Genomic DNA, 16839 nt, shown 5'->3' on the forward strand with positions numbered 1-16839 from the left:
AATCAGTATTAGTCGTCAGAAAGCGGAATTTCTGATTGGTGTTTGATTTCTTTTTTACTTGTGAATGCGGTTTTGATAATGACCAGCGTGAATGCAATCAAAAACAGGACGAGTGCAATCTCAGCACAGTAATCATAATTCAAGAGTTCCATTACTTGTTTAATCATGGTCTTGGTCCTCGTTCACAAATTATTTTTGTGCCGTTTTATTCGCGGCCGGCGGCGGTTCTGTAGACTCTGATTTCTTCGGTGCAGCCGGTGTTTTATAAATATCGGTTCCCAGGCGTTGCATATACGCGATCAGAGCAATCACCTGCTTGTCTTCCAGGCCTGTGGGACCTTTCTGTTTTTCGATGTCATCCGCGATGGCTTTCGCCTGCTCTTTCGCCATGGCAATCGAATCATCCAGGGCACGCGTGTAGGGCGCCCCCAGATAAGAGGCAGCCCAGACACGGTCGGGAATCGTTTTGAAATTCAATTTCCGCGTTTCCAGCCAGGGGTAAGGCGGCATGATAGACCCATCGGTCATCTTTGCCGGGTCCCGGAAGTGGACGAGGTGCCAGAGATTGGAACGTTGTCCCCCTTCGCGAGCCAGGTCAGGACCAATGCGGCGTGATCCCCACTGGAACGGATGGTCATAAATAAATTCACCCGGTTTGGAGTATTCCCCATACCGTTTTGTTTCGGAAAGAATAGGCCGAATCATTTGTGAGTGACAGTTATAACAGCCTTCCGCCACATAGATATCCCGGCCCGCCAGTTCCAGCGGTGTATAAGGAGTCACCGTCGCGATCGTAGGCACGTTCGATCTGATCAGGAAAGTAGGAATGATTTCAAAGAGCGAGGCGACGACGACAGAGATGATCACCCAGATCGTCATCAGCCGCGGTAAGCGTTCCCATCTTCGGTGCCAGTTCAGCTTTTCAAAGACATCGATTGATTTGGCAATTTCCAGTACGCCGGTCAAATCAGACTTGGTAGCCGGTTCATCCTCATAATGACGTTCCAATGGGGGCGCAGTATGAACTTCTTCCTCGTAAACAGCGGGACGTGTTTTCCAGGTTTGGAAGAAGTTATAACCCAGTAACAGAGAGCCGGAGAGATAAACCAGCCCGCCTGCAACGCGAATCCAGTACAAGGGAATCAACACGCGGACGGTTTCGACAAAGTTGGGATACGCCAACTGGCCGGTTTCCGTGATGGCTCGCCACATCAACCCTTGAGTCAGTCCGGCAACGTAAATCGGGAAAATGTATAACAGGATACCGACGGTACCCAACCAGAAGTGCAGATTCGCCAGTTTCTGGCTCCAAAGCTGTGTCTGGAATAAACGGGGAAGCAGCCAGTAGATCATGCCGAATGTCATGAAGCCGTTCCAGCCCAGAGCACCCGCATGGACGTGTGCGATGGTCCAGTCGGTGTAATGGGATAAGGCATTCACCGATTTGATAGAGAGCACAGGGCCTTCAAAAGTTGACATTCCGTAAAATGTAATTCCGACCACGAAAAACTTGAGAACCGGATCGGAGGTCACTTTCTGCCAGACCCCTCGTAGAGTTAGTAAACCGTTGATCATTCCACCCCAGGAAGGCATCCAGAGCATAATCGAGAACAGCATGCCTAAAGTGGAGGCCCACTGTGGTAATGCGGTGTAATGCAGATGGTGTGGGCCAGCCCAGATGTAAATAAAGACCAGCGACCAGAAATGGAGGATACTAAGCTTATAAGAGTAAATCGGGCGATTTGCTGCTTTGGGAAGAAAATAATACATGAGCCCCAGAAACGGGGTCGTGAGAAAAAACGCCACCGCGTTATGGCCATACCACCATTGCATGAAGGCATCCTGCACGCCGGCATAAACCGAATAGCTTTTAAACAGTCCGATGGGAATCACTAGATTGTTGAACACGTGCAGCAATGCCACGGTCACAATGGTGGCGATATAAAACCAGAGTGTGACATACATGTGCCGTTCTCGGCGTCTGGCAAGTGTCATAAAGAAGTTCACGCCGAAGAATCCGACCCAGACAACGGCAATCGCGATGTCGATGGGCCATTCCAGTTCAGCGTATTCTTTGCTTTGGGTAATCCCAAACGGTAGCGTCAGGGCGGCTGCCAAAATAATCAGTTGCCAGCCCCAGAAGTGAAGTCGCGATAGTTTATCGCTCCACATACGGGCACGGCAGAGACGCTGAGTCGAATAGTAGACAGCAGTGAAAATGGCATTCCCGGCAAAAGCGAAAATGGCAGCGTTGGTATGCAGAGGGCGTAAACGGCCAAAGGTGATTAAATCGAACCCCATATTGACTGAAGGGGCAGCGAGTTCACTCGCGATGATAATTCCAACCAGAAATGCGACGGTCCCCCACACGAGTGTCGCGAGAGCAAACATCCTTGCAATTTGGTCATCGTAAATGAATTTCTCCAGATTCCCGCTGTTTGTGACAGTTTCGATAGATGGTTCAGCCGACACGTGTGCTCCTCTGCTCCTGAACTCGAATGGACCGTATTAAAAAACGTTAGATCTCTTTTATTAAGCAGTAGTTACGAAAAGGGGATATTCTAGCCAATTAATAAATTCCGCCTATCCGATTCGGGGGATGAGAGGCGGGACTTACTAATTTCAGGGATATACCCCACCCACTGAACTAACAAACCGCAAACGACATCCATTGTGAAACCTTGCGGCTTACTGATTGTGCTTTTCGGTAAATATATCACTAGGGTTATATTCGTCCTCACGCGCGCATTCTATTAGGGGCGAAATAATATTTGAAGATAGAATTATCGGAATTTGTAGTGCTGTCTCAGTAAAAAGAATAAAACATACCGGCCGAGGAACATTTTCTCATTAACGGTAAATATAAGAATCTCAGGGAGAGAGAAATGAATTTCAAGTTAATAGTCAGTGCAGCGACGGTGCTGATGCTTAACTGTGTCTTAATGCCGGTGAACGCGGACGAGAATACGGATGCGAATCCACTCGGAATTGATCTGGTGAGTACAACGGCTGATGAAGTCAAAATTGAATCAGCCGACGTCAAAGATCAGTCTACAGTAAGCCCCGACGAAGTTTTTGTTTCGTATGAGAGTGTTGCTCCGGAAGCGGCTTGCCAGTCTTGTCAGACCTGCCAGTCAGCTTGTCGCTGTGGTCAGTGTTGCAGCTGTGACTCCTGTAGTGCATGCACGCTTTGCGACCGGATTCCCCTACTCAGTAAACTTCCCAGTGACCCTTGTTTCAAGCATTGGGTGATGCCGGTCAGTAATCCAGTCTGGTCTATTGATCCACGGTCGTTGACATATGTTCGTGGCGTTTTTGTAAATCAGATGATTGATTCTACGACCCCCGTATTAGGAGCTGGCGACCTGCAGGTGTATGCATTGCAGTTGGGGATTGCATTGAACGAGCGGCTTTCGATTATTGCCGTCAAAGATGGCTACAACACGCTGCAGACACGCGGAATTGGGAATTCGCGTGGCTGGGCCGATATTGCTCTGGGGGTCAAATATGTTCTGGTGCGGGACGTCGAAAATCAGTTCCTGCTTTCAACCGGACTGATTTATGAAGCCCATAATGGCAGTCTGCGAGTCTTTCAGGGTAACGGCCAGGGAGTTTGGAATCCGTTCCTGACCGCAGGGAAAGAGCTTTACGGCGGCGGACACTTTATCGCTAACGCTGGTTTTCACCTGCCTGCTGATCATGTGGATGAGTCAACATCCTTCTGGTACAGCCTGCATTATGATCACCCCCTTACCGAAAAACTTTCTGCGATCGCAGAGTTAAACGGGATTGTGTACACACGCAGCGGTGGGGCATTTCCTGCCAGCTTTGAAGGCGGCGACTGGATTAACCTCGGCTCAAATAATGTCGCCGGCAATAACGTTGTCACAACCGCCTTCGGTGCCGACTATAAATTAAACGATTGTCTGTCACTCGCTGGTGTCTGGGAATTTCCGATTTCCAACAGAAAGGATTTGCTGGATAGCCGAACCACAGTGACATTGACTCTGACTTTCTAAAGTCGTTTCACAATCAGAGTAGCCTCGCTCTTCTTGACCAGACTGATTTAGCAGGAGGTATCTTATCGAATTAGCCGAGTTAACAAAGTAAAAACCGGTTCGCAAATGGGGGGCATTTGCGAACCGGTTTTATTTAATCAGGCAATAAGATCAGTGACGATACGGCCTTCCACATCTGTCAGACGGAAATCCCGGCCGGCATGGCGATAGGTGAGGCGTTCGTGGTCAATGCCCAACAGGTGCAGGATAGTGGCGTGCATATCATGCATGTGCACTTTGTTTTCTACGGCCTCATGCCCGAATTCATCGGTAGCCCCATATGAGAAGCCCGATTTCACACCAGCACCACACAGAAAATGTGTGAATCCTTTGGGATTGTGGTCACGGCCATCGCCATTTTGTAAAAACGGATTTCGACCGAATTCTCCCCCCCACCAGATCAATGTGTCTTCCAGCAAGCCACGCTGTTTCATGTCCTGAATCAAGCCAGCAACAGGTTTGTCTGTCGCTTTGGCGTGAAATGCATGTTTTTGAATTTTACTGTGCTGGTCCCAGCGCGGGTTATTGCCGTTATCGGCATAGTTGACTTGAATGTAACGCGTGCCCGCCTCTGCCATACGCCGTGCCAAGAGGCATTGCCGACCGAAGTCATCGGTTTCGGGGGTTCCAATTCCATACAGATCAAATGTGGATTTGGATTCACTGGAAAGGTCTGTTAATCCCGGCGCATGTTGCTGCATGCGGAAGGCCAGTTCGAATGAATTCACCACTGCCGCCAGCTCATCGTCTTCTTTATGCGACTGCAACTGACTCTGGTTGAGTGACTGCAGAAGCTGAAGTTGCTGGCGCTGCTTATTCAACGACCATTGTCCATTTTTGATATTATTAAAGCGTGCTTTGTCAGCGGGTTGCCCTGCTCTGCCGAGCGCCGTTCCCTGGTAATGCGAAGGCAGGAATGCATTGGAGAAATTTCGAGGACCGCCATTCGAGGAAGAAGGCGAAATCGTAATGAAGCCGGGAATGTTTTCGTTTTCCGTGCCCAGACCATAGGTAATCCAGGAGCCCACCGAAGGCATAATCAAATTGGTCGTTCCCGTATGCAGAAACAACGTACTGGGGCCATGCGCAACCCCGTTGGTGTGCATGCTGTGAACGAAACACAGGTCATCGACTTGACGGCCAATTTCCGGGAACAGGTCGGAGACCCAGTGACCGCATTCACCGTACTGGCGGAATTTCCAGAGCGACTGCATGACCTTCTCTTTGCCATACTTTCCCGTTTTGGCAATCGAGCGTGAGTCCTTGAACTCCAGCTCTTCGCCGTTTTTCTTTTCCAGTAGAGGCTTGTAGTCGAACGTATCCACATGGCTCGGCCCCCCCTGCATGAAGATAAAGATCACGCGTTTCGCACGGGGAGGAAACATTGGCTCTTGTGGTGCCAACGGATTCTGATGAGTGATGCTGGGAGTATTTCCCTTCGCTTGAGACAGCATGCCTGATAACGCCAGAGAGCCAAATCCACAGGCGGACGAGCCTAATAAATGACGTCGTGAAACGAGACTGTTTGTATCCATCATGGAATTACTCCAGATTTATTTAATATAGCGAAAATCAATGCAGGCAATGACTGTCTGACAAAGCGCAGACCAGACTTCTGTTTCAGAAGGGCCTCCCGATGTCTGCGATTGGCGGAGAAAACGCGTTGCGTTGGCTTTTTCCGTTTGGCCAGGCAGTCGCCCTAATGTGGTTCGAAACAACGCATCAATACGGGCTGGTTCGTCAGCAGGATAGTCCTTGATTAGACGGCTTGCCAGTTCTTGTGACTGTTCCATCACAAAAGGGTTGTTCATCAGGTACAACGCTTGCGTTGAAAGTGTGCTGGTATTGCGGCGTCCCACGGAAAGGTTCGGGTCGGGGAAATCAAACACAGCCAGTAAATCATGTAAGCGGTTTCGGAATACCGGAATGTAGATGCTCCGATAGTGTTTTTGAAAGACGTAACCATATTCCGTTTTGGTATCAGGTCTGATGGTCTGCTCATGTTGTGAAAGATCGAGATTGCCACTGACAAACAAAATCGTGTCGCGAATAGATTCCGCATCGAGGCGACGATGATTCTGATGTGTTAACAGCCGATTATCAGGGTCGGCTGCGCGTTGTTTTTCTGTCGATTCACTGGCGAGCTGATAGGTTCTGGACAGGACGATCTCACGGATCAGAGACTTGGTGGACCAGCCCTGATCGATCAATTTCAAAGCCAGATGATCAAGTAATTCTGGATGCGAAGGAGTTTCGCCTCGAAAGCCAAAGTTATCGACCGTGCGAACCAGTCCTGAACCAAACAGATGGTGCCAGATTCGATTAGCATAAACCCGCGCGGTGAGTGGATTCTGGGGACTGGCAATCCAATCGGCCAGTTCATGTCGTCCACTGGCAGTCTCTGGAATGGAAACCGGTTTGTCTGCCGGCTTATCTGATTGGGCTACCGTAATAAAACCACGGGGCACTTTCTTTCCCAGATTATGCACGTCGCCGCGAATCAAGAGATGATAGTCGCCGGGTTCTTCCCCTTCATAAACAGACATGATCTCTGGAATTTGAGGGGGAGCTGATTTCTTTGTCTGTGCGATTTCCGATTTCAGTTGTTTGAGCTGTTTTTTGGTTTGTGTGATTTTGAGTGTGGTCTGTTTGTAATGTGCGACTGCCGCCTGCTGCTGTGTGTCTTTTTCTGCCTCAACGGGAGCGGAGATGAAACGGATCGCATCGACGATGACAAAACCATCGGTACCTTCATTGGAGACAATGATTTCTTCATCTTTTGTGCCGGTAAATTCAAACTGCCCCAGCGAAGAAAATGCGCCATCAGTCGGTTCCACTCGCTGGTTCACATATACGGTATGTTTGCCTTTGGCCGTTTTAATCGTCACGGGCACACGTGAGGCACGGGATTCTGCAGAATTATAGGCCAGTTGCACATCGTAGCGGCCTGACTTCAGCTTTTTCGGAACAAACTTGACCAGCTTCTTGCCTTTGGCCTGGTGCTGGTCGTGGATATAGCCTTTGCCGATGTAGTCTTTCATGAACGTTGACTCTTTCCAGTCACCCACCAGCGTGGCTGCGGAATCGTCAAGCACAATACTGTTTAACTGGAGTTCCAGTTTTTTTAGTTGCTTCTGTTTCTTTTTCTGTTGGGAAGTCAGACTGGCCAGTTTCTGGTCATAGGCATCGCGTGCTTTTTGTTGTTCAGCGGGAACAGGCAGCGAACGTTTGGTCCAGCCGGACACATTGCCGGGAGTCAAGACGTGCGTACTGCGAAAAATCCCTGCCAGTGCGTAATAGTCGCTGGCGGGGATCGGGTCAAATTTATGATCGTGGCAGCGGGCACAGCCCAGCGTCATCGCCATAAAGGCACGGCCGACAGTCTGAATCTGTTCGTCAATCACGTCCATTCGCAGCTGTTCTTTGTCCTGCTGCTCATAGTTAGTCGGGCCCAGCAGCAGAAAGGCAGTCGCGATCAATTGTTCCTGTTGTTGCCGATAATCATTTGACTTGAGTGTGTCGCCGGCAATTTGCTCTTTGATAAATTGATCAAAGGGTCTGTCTTTGTTGAAGGCGTCAATCACATAATTACGATAACGCCAGGCAGAGTTATAAAGCAGCGAACGTCCGCCTCCCGTTGATTGAGAGTATCGGGCGACATCCAACCAGTAGCGGCCCCAGCGTTCTCCAAAGTGAGGCGACGCCAGTAATTCATCAACCAGATTCGCGACTGCATCAGAACTGTTGTCGTTTAGAAATGCATCGATTTGAGCGGGCGTAGGTGGTAGACCAATCAAATCAAAATAGAGACGGCGGACCAGCGACGTGCGATCAGCGACAGACGCCGGGTTGAGGTTTTGTTGTTCCTGCCGGGCGCGGATGAACCGATCAATCTCGGTATGCGACCAGTCTGCGTCAGTAACTTGCGGGACCGGTTGCTTTGCAATTGGCTTGAAGGACCAAAACTCTCTCCCCTGTTCCAGGTCGATCGTCTGCTTGACGACTTTGCTTTCCCCTTCTCGCGGGTCAGGCGCGCCCATTTTGATCCAGGTTTCAAAGTCCGCGATGATTTCCGGAGCCAGTTTACCCGCCGGCGGCATTTCGAAACTTTCAAATCGAAGCGATTCCAGCAGCAGACTTTCTTCCGGCTTGCCGGGAACGATTGATGCGCCGGAATCCCCGCCCGTTAATGTTCCAGCCTGGGTATCCAGTAATAAGCCCCCGCGAATCGACTTGGCATCAGCGGCATGGCATTCGTAGCAGTGTTTGATCAGAACGGGTCTGATTTTGGCTTCGAAAAATTCAATTCCCCGGTCTTTCTCAGGTGCGTCTTTGGCGGTCGCAACCTGCGCTCCGCTTGACATCATGACGGCAATGATGACAAGGACCCGTTTCAAGCTGAAACCTGGTTCAGACCGTAGCATTACGCATGCTCCTTAGTGGAATGAAAGTCGGGAATTATTTGAAAGTTAAGGCGAATCAACTTATGTTTATATCATGGTTTAGGGGTGAAAACAACTCCTTTTCGGGTAGGATCAGAGGGAGGCAGAGCCTGTTTTTCACTTCAGAATGACCGGAAAATAAAATACCCCCGATTCCAGGGTTGGAATCGGGGGATTTCGCGAAGATCGCTTAGTGACCACAGAACTCATTCAGCACACAAAAATGCATTTGCTGGTTGAGTTAGCTGTTTTTCTTCTTCTTGTTCTTTTTTTTGCCACCTTTGGCGGGTTTTTTGATCTTCGCAAGCTGGTCTGCGGTTAAAACGGATTCCAGTTTACCGCGAACTTCTCCATTCAGCTTTCGTATTTCTCCCGTTACTTCTTTCATTTGCTTTGACTGTTCATCAGAAAGCTTCAAAGCCGAGTTGACTGCTTCACGGAGTTCTTTGCCTTTTTTACCAGCATCTTTCGCTTCTTTCATTGCTGTGCGACGTGCTTTGACCTGATCGGGAGTCAGAATCTCACGATTTTTCTTTTGCAAAGCGACGAATTTGGGTGAGTACTCTTTTTTCAGTGCAGCCACTTTTTCTTTCTGATCTGCAGAAAGTTCAATGGTGGCGGGTAATTTCAGCGCCTGAATCTGGACGGTGCGCTGTTTGTTTCCTTTTTTCTTTTTGGCCCCTTTTTCAGCGGCATCAATAGAAGTGACACAAGCCAGGATTAAGGCCATAGTCACAAGCGCTTTGGTTACTTTCAACATTCTCATTCCCCCTCAGGAAATTACATGGTATGCCAGATATACAACATCGATATTGGCTAAAAAAGAAGACTCTTCAGTTAGGAAAATAGTTGGTCAATCACAGCCCCATCACGGACGATGGTAATCGGACGACCTGTATTGGTGTGGTATTCTTTTGTGAAATCGATACCAAGATTGTGATAGAAAGAAGCGGCCACATCATCTGGGGAACGCCCTTCATCAGCAGGCTCGGTACCGTTTTCAGTACTCTTGCCGATGACCTGTCCCCCTTTGACTTGTCCGCCTGCCATCAGCATGAACATGCAACGTGGATAATGGTCACGACCGCCGCGGGTTGTGTTGATTTTGGGAGTACGCCCGAATTCGCCGGTGACATAAACGGCCGTCGATTCCAGCAGTCCTTTTTCTTCCAGTCCGGTAAACAGTGCCGCCAGACCTTCATCAAAGGGAGGCAGCAATCTGTTTTCCAGACTGTCCCAGTTGTTGCGGTGGGTATCCCAGCCGCCCATGGAAACGGTGACAAAACGAACTCCGGATTCTACCAGTCGCGAAGCCAGCAGGCAGCTTTGCCCAAAGCTGGATTCGCCGAACTGCTTGGCGAATGTCGGTGATTCCTTGGAAATGTCAAACGCATCACGAGCTCGCTTTGAGGTGATAATCGAATGTGCCTGTTGGCCGAAGCGGTCCAGGCCTTCAATAAGCTGCGAGTTCTTTTCCAGACTGTTGAAGGTCTGATCAATATCCCGTAATAAAGACTCACGTCGTTCGATGTTTTCCACAGTCAAACCGGACCGCAGAGAGATGCCACGGACATTGAAGGGCTGACCGGGGCGTGGTGTAGCACCTGTATTCAGCGGAGCATGTTTCACGCCGAGGAAGCCTGGTTTTTGTGTCGAATTGGGAATCGAGACATAAGGCGGCAGGTTGTCCGGTCCGGGATTCTCTTTGGTGAAGACCGCGCCATAGCCCGGGTATTCCAGTGAAGGCAGAGGACGATTTCCTGTATTCACGTAGGAACGACCCAGTGCATGTGCTGCGACCGAGTGAGAGACGCCTCTCAGCAAGGCGAATTTATCCATGCAGGCAGCAAGTTTCGGCAGGTGCTCGGAAATTTCAATGCCGTCCACGTTGGTTTTGATTGGTTTGAATTCACCGCGATACTCGTTGGATGATTCGGGTTTTAAATCGAATGTATCCATATGCGAAGGACCGCCGGAAAGTTCTATAAAGATAGCGGACTTTGCCTTCTGCGGTTTGGCCTGGCCTGCATCGACCATTCGCAAATACGAAGAGAGCGTCAATCCTGTAAAACCGAGTGTGCCGATTTTGAGAAAGTCGCGGCGTTTCACTCCATCGCATGTCATTGATAAAGCCATTTGAATTCCTTTCACATTGAAGTGCCTGATCTGTTTTATTCAGGCGTGAGATGTTTGTGTCTGCTGTAATATCGAAGCTGTTGCTTTGAGTTTTGTTTAATGAACGAGCATGAATTCCTTAGTGTTCAGTACCGCCCAGATCAGATCGTAAACTCCTGCCATTTTATCTTGAGACTCATTCAGATATTTTCTGGCAGCCGTTCTTTCTGATTCAGTAGGATACCGACTCAAGCTTCTCAAATACGTTCTTGTGATAATCTCCTCTGTTTTGTCAGCGGGGATTGGTTTTTCGAGAGTTTGCATCCGGGCTGGTCCTTTGCCCATGCGAGACGATAGCTGCTTCATCTTCTTCAACTGAGCAGTCAAAGTGCGTAACCGTTTTTGAGCCTGTTGCAGCTGCTTCTTCTTGTCTTCCTGATTTTTCAACTGATTGACTCTCTGTTTTGCCGCTTTGGCCTGTTCTTTAACCTGATCCATTCGATCATTCATGTGTTCTTTTTGCTCGTTGGGTTTTTGAACGGCACCCAGTTGCTGTCCGACCTGGAACAACCAACTGCTGTTAGAACGGTTGATCGCGGAATAGACATCGTTGTCATTTTTAATGTACATCGTCTGGAGCAGACTGGGATCGACGGAGCGATCACAGTCACAGTTACTTTCGCGTGTTGAGCGGCCAAAGATCGTCAAGGCGTATTGCTTGTCGCGTATTGCGCGATTACGAACACCGGAAGCGGCAATTCCGATCGCACGACTGTCGATGCTGTTTTTGAAGGAATCGATGGCATCGTCAGAAGCGGTTGCCTGATGAATGGCATCGTATAAAACTTCCGCCGGCATACGACGGGGGATAAAGTGGCTGAAGTTCACTTCGTCCAGCTCGTTCGTCTTGTTGGTTTTCCAGCTGCGTTGATAAGTATCACTGTTTGCGATTTCGCGATGCAGCCACTTCATGTCGAAGTCACGGCGGGCAAACTCGCGAGACAGGTAATCAAGCAGTGGACCATTGCTGGGAGGATTCGCCAGGTTCAAGTCATCTGCGGGTTCGATAATGCCCCGATTGAAGTAAGACGCCCAGACCCGATTCACGAACGCCTTGGCGAAATAGGGATTATCTTCACGGCGTAACCATTCCATCAAAGCCGTCCGTGGATCATCCATTTTATTGATTTCTACCACTTCGGCTCCCAGCAGCTTGGCAGTAGCCGGGCTCTGTCTGTTGTTACGTCGTTTCTTTTGTTTTTTGTTCTTATTATTGTTCGCTTTCTGGACGCGTGCCTTAGGCACATACACTTCCATGAAAGGAACCTCTTTGCCGTTTTTAATCTGTTTATTCAACTCGCGAACCAACTGGTTACCACGTACTTTGTCGGCACCGAGTTCTTCCACCATGGCCGTGTATTCCTGACGTGACTCGGGGTTCACGCCGAAATTGACCCGTGTAAAGAAGCCACGGAATTCTTTAAAGTCGGTTTGTGTCCATTGATCAAAAGGATGTTTGTGGCATTGGGCACATTGAATCCGGATGCCCAGGAATGTGTAGGCAAAACCGAGTACACGGTCGTCGGGGTTGCGGAAATTCCGTCTGGCCCAGTAGTACGGCATATGATCGCGGTCTGCGAATTCCTGTCCTGGTTTCTCCTGATAGATCTTATTCATCGATTTGGTGAACTGGTCGAAATCTTCGCCAGGCTCCCGGCTGGTCGCCAGCAGGATGCCTTCGACGATTTTATCATAGCCTTCGTTATCCTCGACGCGTTTTTTAATCCAGTCATACCAGTGCTGGCTGGGGAGTTCCCGGACAGGAGCGGCGTTAATCAAATCGTCATAGTTATTTTGTGTGAAATCACAAAGCTTGGTCGTCCACCAGGCAGCATAGCCGGGGCTTTCGATCAGCTCGTCGATTTTTTCCGATCGCTTGTTGGGCGATTTGTTATTGAGGAACGCTTCAATTTCATGAGGGGCTGGCAGCGTACCGGTCAGGTCGAGGCTGACACGACGCAGGAATTCAGCATCATCACAGGTCTCAGCGGGGACCATGCCTAGTTTTTGCAGTTTAGCAATAACCAGCTTGTCAATTTTAGTGTTGGCAGCGATTTGCGGGTAGTTCTTACCGTATTGATCCGAAACCGGCTGCAGAACAGGAACCGGGATCACACCTGAGTCATAAAAGGCGACAACATGTGTGTCTCCGGGCTTGGCGGCGATGACAACACCTGTTTCAGAAATCGTAGCGATCTGCTCATTGTTGGTCTGGTAGCGACACAGAGGTGTGACATCTTCTTTTGTGCCATCCGACCAGACAGCGACAGCCCGCAAAGCAACCGTCTCCCCTTCTTTCTTGAACTGAATGGCATTGGGAGTGACTTCCAGTCGCTCAAATTTCGGCGCGTCTTTCAGAACTCCTTGTGCGCCATTTTCAATCCAGCGCGACAAGAGCCGATGCTGCCAGCTGTTGGGTTTAAAACGCTGGCCCCCTTCATGGTCGACTTCTTCCAGTGCTTTTTGCAGGATTAAACTTTTAGCAGGATCTTTCAGATTGATTCGAGCGACATCTTCGGCCGTCATCTGTTTGTGGTCCATGGCAAAGTCATAGCCGAACAGGGAAAGTCGAAAGTCTCCTTTTCCCTGGAAGGAGCCATGGCAGGCACGGCCGTTACAGCCCAGCTTGCCTAGTAAAGGAACGACATGCTGCTGGAACTGAGGTGTTTCCTTAGTCTCTGGTGCAGCGAATCTCTGGGTGACTGGCTGTTTGATGTCTGCGGCAGTCGCGGCTGCAGTCAATGCCAGTAAACCGGCCATGAATGTAAAACAGTAACTTGTCATTCTGATTGATTTCATAACACACCTTGCATAAGGGACGACATAATGTCAGCCAAAGGGTAATCCGTTTACTTTTGTTTCTTGTCTTTTTGACCCGATTTTTTGATGCTGCGATTAATCTTATTAAATTCTGCATCAACAAATTTGTTTCGGTTTTGTTCGATCTCTTCAATGGATTTCTGCAGTTTTTGAACTCGCTTTTCCGCCAGCTTTTGATCGTGTTTTAATAATTCCAGTTGCAGATCAACGCGTTGTTTAATTAACGATTTTAATTCGGATTTATCTTCCGAACTTCCCATCACGGAAACACGGGCTGCCAGCAGGCGAATGCGGGAATCAATTTCCCAGCGTTCTAACGTCAGCCGATAGCGTTCACCGTCCCGATTTTTAAAACGTTCCAGTCGGGTGAGCGTATTATCCAGATCGCGAATGGCGCGTTTGTATTCGCGGGGCTTATGTTTTTTGAGACGCTGGATCAGTTTTGCTAGTTCCGGGTGATGCGACTTTGCGAATTCGAGTGCCAGTTTTTCCCGCTCCACGTTAAGAGGATGGGAATTCTTGCGATTTTTTTCGCTTGATTTGGATGGTTTGCCTTTGGATGAGTCGCCTTTCGAGATCGAAACAGTTTCCGACTGAGCTGGTTTTTCTGCATTCACAAAAGAGACCAGTGAACCGCAGAGGCAGAACACCAGACCGGCGATCAGACAGGAAAGATTTCGAATTTTCATATGAGTGAATAACATCAAATCAATTCACACTTTCTTCCGGGAGAGAGACGGCGGTGTAAAGCCATTCAGGAATATCCAGTGACTGGTTCTCGGCCAGGGCGTTGGGTTGATCGATGAAATCAATCGATTCGGCACTGGGAGTCAAAGCGACGGTAATGCTGCTGTCTTCAGCCGATTCAGACCAGAGATCCAGCACATGTTCCAAGTCTTCCTGTGAGGGTTCTGTTTGAGCGAGCGTTGTGCCTGGTGTGTCATCAGCGGCTGGCCTGGTCAGTAGAAACGTGACAGTCACTAAGAGGACCGCGGCGCAACTGATCAGAGCCCATTGTTGGGGCCGTGAGACAAGAGTGCTACGTGTATTCAGGGTTGCCTGTGTTGTTCTGGCGGCTGAGGAGTTGACGACTGGTACGGGCTCCAGCGTTTTCAGTCCTGCCAGCAGTTGCGTCGCCGTGGCTAATGCTTCGCGGGCCTCCTGCCGTTCTGAGAGTAGCAATTCAAAGGCTTCCGATTCCTGTTCAGAAAGTTCATTTGACAGGTATTGAAACGCGACCCAGTCCAGATCGACAGGATCATTGTCAGGTGTTGCGTTGCTGAAATGGTTTTTCATAATAACCAACTTAAGTAATAGACGAGATCAAGGATTCTCGGATGGATGATCAATTTGCTTCGACAGGGTTTTAATGGCGAGTCGCATGCGAGTCAGCACGGTTCCCAGTGGAAGACCGAATTCTTGAGCGATTTCGTTAAACGTTTTATTCTGATAAATTCTGGCGATGACAATAGCTTGTTGATTTTCAGGCAGGTTACTCAACGCCTGTCTGATCTGTTCTCGATTTTCATCCTCTAAAAGCCCCTGCTCTGGCGTCTCTGTCCAGAAGGCATTGGTTGTATGACTCAGATTGTTCAGCGATTTTTTATGAATCTTATTGCGACGGAGCAACGCCATGGATTCATGATAAGCCACTCGAAATAGCCAGCCTTTACGTGTCTCTTCCTTTGATTGCCCTCCCGATTGGAGTGCCTTGGAAAACGTCAGTTGGAATACTTCATCAACCAGATCATGGTTGCGTAGTAACCCCGTCAAAAAAGCGCGCAGCTCAACCGCATGTGTTTCGACTAATTGATGGACGATCTCGGGGGCGAGCTTGCCATCGTTACCGGTGGCCAATTTCTACTCCCGTCTCATAACAAAACCACGGCTTTTAGTAATCATGATGCGCGACCTGCCCGAATTATTTTCAGAAACTCATTAGATTTTCCAAAAAGTTCATTTGGGCATAAGAGAGTGTAAGTCTAATAAAGACATTACGATACAGCATGAATCAGTTTGTGGTCATCCTGTAAAACCTCAGAAAGAATAAGCATCTCAAGGCCGTTATGCAAAAAGAAATGAGGAAATCGGCGTTGGAACTGGAGAATCACTCAGTGGGAGGTGACGGGCGTGCACTTCCGGGAAGGTCCATTATGAGGCATTGTCGTTCAATGCGTGAATGGAAAAAGGCGGGCAGGAGAGCAGTCTCTCTCAGGTGTTATTGACGGAAGTAAATCGCAGGCACAATTGTCTCGGCGATTTCGGGGTGACTGTAATAATTGGGGAACATGTGGCCGGCACCAACACACTTGGAAACATCAATATCGTGGACGCGGTTGTATTCATCACCCAATGCGCGGCGATCGAGCCAGGTGAATCCAGTGCGAGCTAAAGCGCGTCGAGAGATGGGGGCCAGGATCGGATAGAACAGCAGGATGCGGTCTTTTTTATTGCGAAGATTCACCAGGCAGTCGGTACAGTTCAAGGCACAGCCGTATCGTTGTCCCGGGTTCAACCAGTTGTGATTGATCGCAGCGGCGGCAAAAACAGCGCGAAATTGCCGACAACGACAGCAGATGTGAATTCCACATTCCTGTAGAGAGACCCCTTGAATCGAGCCCCCTCCCATCAGGTGCATCGCTGAAGAGACGGTGCGAGCACCATGGCTGTGTCCCAGCAGGCTGATTTGATGATGTGGAGGTAATTCGGAAATCAAACGTGCCAGATAGTGGCCATTGTATTCTGCCCGTTTCCCAAGAATATTGACATCGATGGGTAAGATCTTTGTTTTCAGTTCATCACTGGGCCAGGTAAAAAAGATTACGTTCAACGGTGCCTGTGGTGCCGCGTTTCTCAACCAGAAGTAGGTGTTATAGGCATCGGTCAGGGCACTTTCCCATTCGACAAAACTGCCATGCACCATGATGCAAATCGGTGCATTGGGGTTGAGGGCCTGGGTCATCGTCTCAAACGTAGATTCCGTCACACAACCCTCTTCGCTGGAGCGATACACATCAAATTCACAACAGGGACAGCAACATTCACTTTTCTGAATACAACAGCGGCTACTGACAACCCAGTAATTGACCTCGGTTACACACGAAGTACAGTCGGGGGCCGAAACGCAGGGGCTTTCCTCGGTCGCACAAACCGGAGGAGCCGCTGGTACACCTTGCGCAAACAGTTGAGTGGAGCAGAGCAGCAGGCAAAAGCAGAGGAATGCTTTGATCTGCATGGATTGAGTATTCAATAAATTCATTGGCCTGATTTATTCAATTCAATGGATGAGTGGGACAAGCCCGAAGTCGGGTTTGGTGTTGGCTTTCAGAACCATTTGAGCTGCA

General features: G+C 49.2%; 12 protein-coding genes. 1 reads left to right on the forward strand and 11 read right to left on the reverse strand.

From position 1 onward, the window contains the following. Positions 1-8: 8 nt before the first annotated feature. Both Enr17x_RS29635 and ccoN read right to left on the reverse strand, forming a co-directional pair. On the reverse strand, positions 9-167 hold the full coding sequence (locus Enr17x_RS29635) for a hypothetical protein (protein ID WP_198001162.1): 159 nt from the start codon (positions 165-167) through the stop codon (positions 9-11). Positions 168-189: 22 nt separating this feature from the next. Next, positions 190-2472 carry a cytochrome-c oxidase, cbb3-type subunit I gene (ccoN, locus tag Enr17x_RS14695; protein ID WP_232101057.1) on the reverse strand — a complete coding sequence of 761 codons (2283 nt, stop codon included), beginning with the start codon at positions 2470-2472 and terminating at the stop codon, positions 190-192. Positions 2473-2885: 413 nt separating this feature from the next. On the opposite strand from ccoN, the gene Enr17x_RS14700 reads away from it, so the two are divergent. After that, positions 2886-4019: a hypothetical protein gene (locus tag Enr17x_RS14700; RefSeq protein WP_145309941.1), complete on the forward strand. Its 1134-nt coding sequence runs from the start codon at positions 2886-2888 to the stop codon at positions 4017-4019. Between the two features lie 137 nt (positions 4020-4156). Here Enr17x_RS14700 and Enr17x_RS14705 read toward each other — a convergent pair whose 3' ends face one another. From Enr17x_RS14705 to Enr17x_RS14745, 9 genes are all read right to left on the reverse strand, one after another. Beyond that, positions 4157-5596 (reverse strand): DUF1501 domain-containing protein, encoded by a 1440-nt coding sequence (locus tag Enr17x_RS14705; RefSeq protein ID WP_145309943.1) that lies wholly within the window; start codon positions 5594-5596, stop codon positions 4157-4159. Between the two features lie 15 nt (positions 5597-5611). After that, positions 5612-8482 (reverse strand): DUF1553 domain-containing protein, encoded by a 2871-nt coding sequence (locus tag Enr17x_RS14710; RefSeq protein WP_145309945.1) that lies wholly within the window; start codon positions 8480-8482, stop codon positions 5612-5614. A 259-nt stretch (positions 8483-8741) separates the two neighbouring features. Next, positions 8742-9260 (reverse strand): hypothetical protein, encoded by a 519-nt coding sequence (locus Enr17x_RS14715; protein WP_145309947.1) that lies wholly within the window; start codon positions 9258-9260, stop codon positions 8742-8744. Between the two features lie 77 nt (positions 9261-9337). Beyond that, complete coding sequence (locus Enr17x_RS14720; protein WP_145309949.1) at positions 9338-10636, reverse strand: DUF1501 domain-containing protein; 1299 nt, start codon at positions 10634-10636, stop codon at positions 9338-9340. Positions 10637-10732: 96 nt separating this feature from the next. Next, positions 10733-13474 carry a DUF1549 and DUF1553 domain-containing protein gene (locus Enr17x_RS14725; RefSeq protein WP_232101058.1) on the reverse strand — a complete coding sequence of 914 codons (2742 nt, stop codon included), beginning with the start codon at positions 13472-13474 and terminating at the stop codon, positions 10733-10735. Positions 13475-13524: 50 nt separating this feature from the next. Continuing rightward, positions 13525-14199 (reverse strand): hypothetical protein, encoded by a 675-nt coding sequence (locus Enr17x_RS14730; RefSeq protein ID WP_145309953.1) that lies wholly within the window; start codon positions 14197-14199, stop codon positions 13525-13527. 4 nt (positions 14200-14203) lie between these two features. Beyond that, a complete protein-coding gene (locus Enr17x_RS14735; protein ID WP_145309955.1) occupies positions 14204-14791 on the reverse strand; it encodes a hypothetical protein in 588 nt (195 codons plus the stop codon). 27 nt (positions 14792-14818) lie between these two features. After that, positions 14819-15352, reverse strand: coding sequence for an RNA polymerase sigma factor (locus Enr17x_RS14740; protein ID WP_145309957.1), 534 nt, complete (start codon positions 15350-15352; stop codon positions 14819-14821). Between the two features lie 361 nt (positions 15353-15713). Then, a complete protein-coding gene (locus Enr17x_RS14745; protein WP_145309959.1) occupies positions 15714-16754 on the reverse strand; it encodes an alpha/beta hydrolase in 1041 nt (346 codons plus the stop codon). Between the last annotated feature and the right edge of the window lie 85 nt (positions 16755-16839).

It is taken from the genome of Gimesia fumaroli (genome assembly GCF_007754425.1).
GTDB classification, from domain to species: domain Bacteria; phylum Planctomycetota; class Planctomycetia; order Planctomycetales; family Planctomycetaceae; genus Gimesia; species Gimesia fumaroli.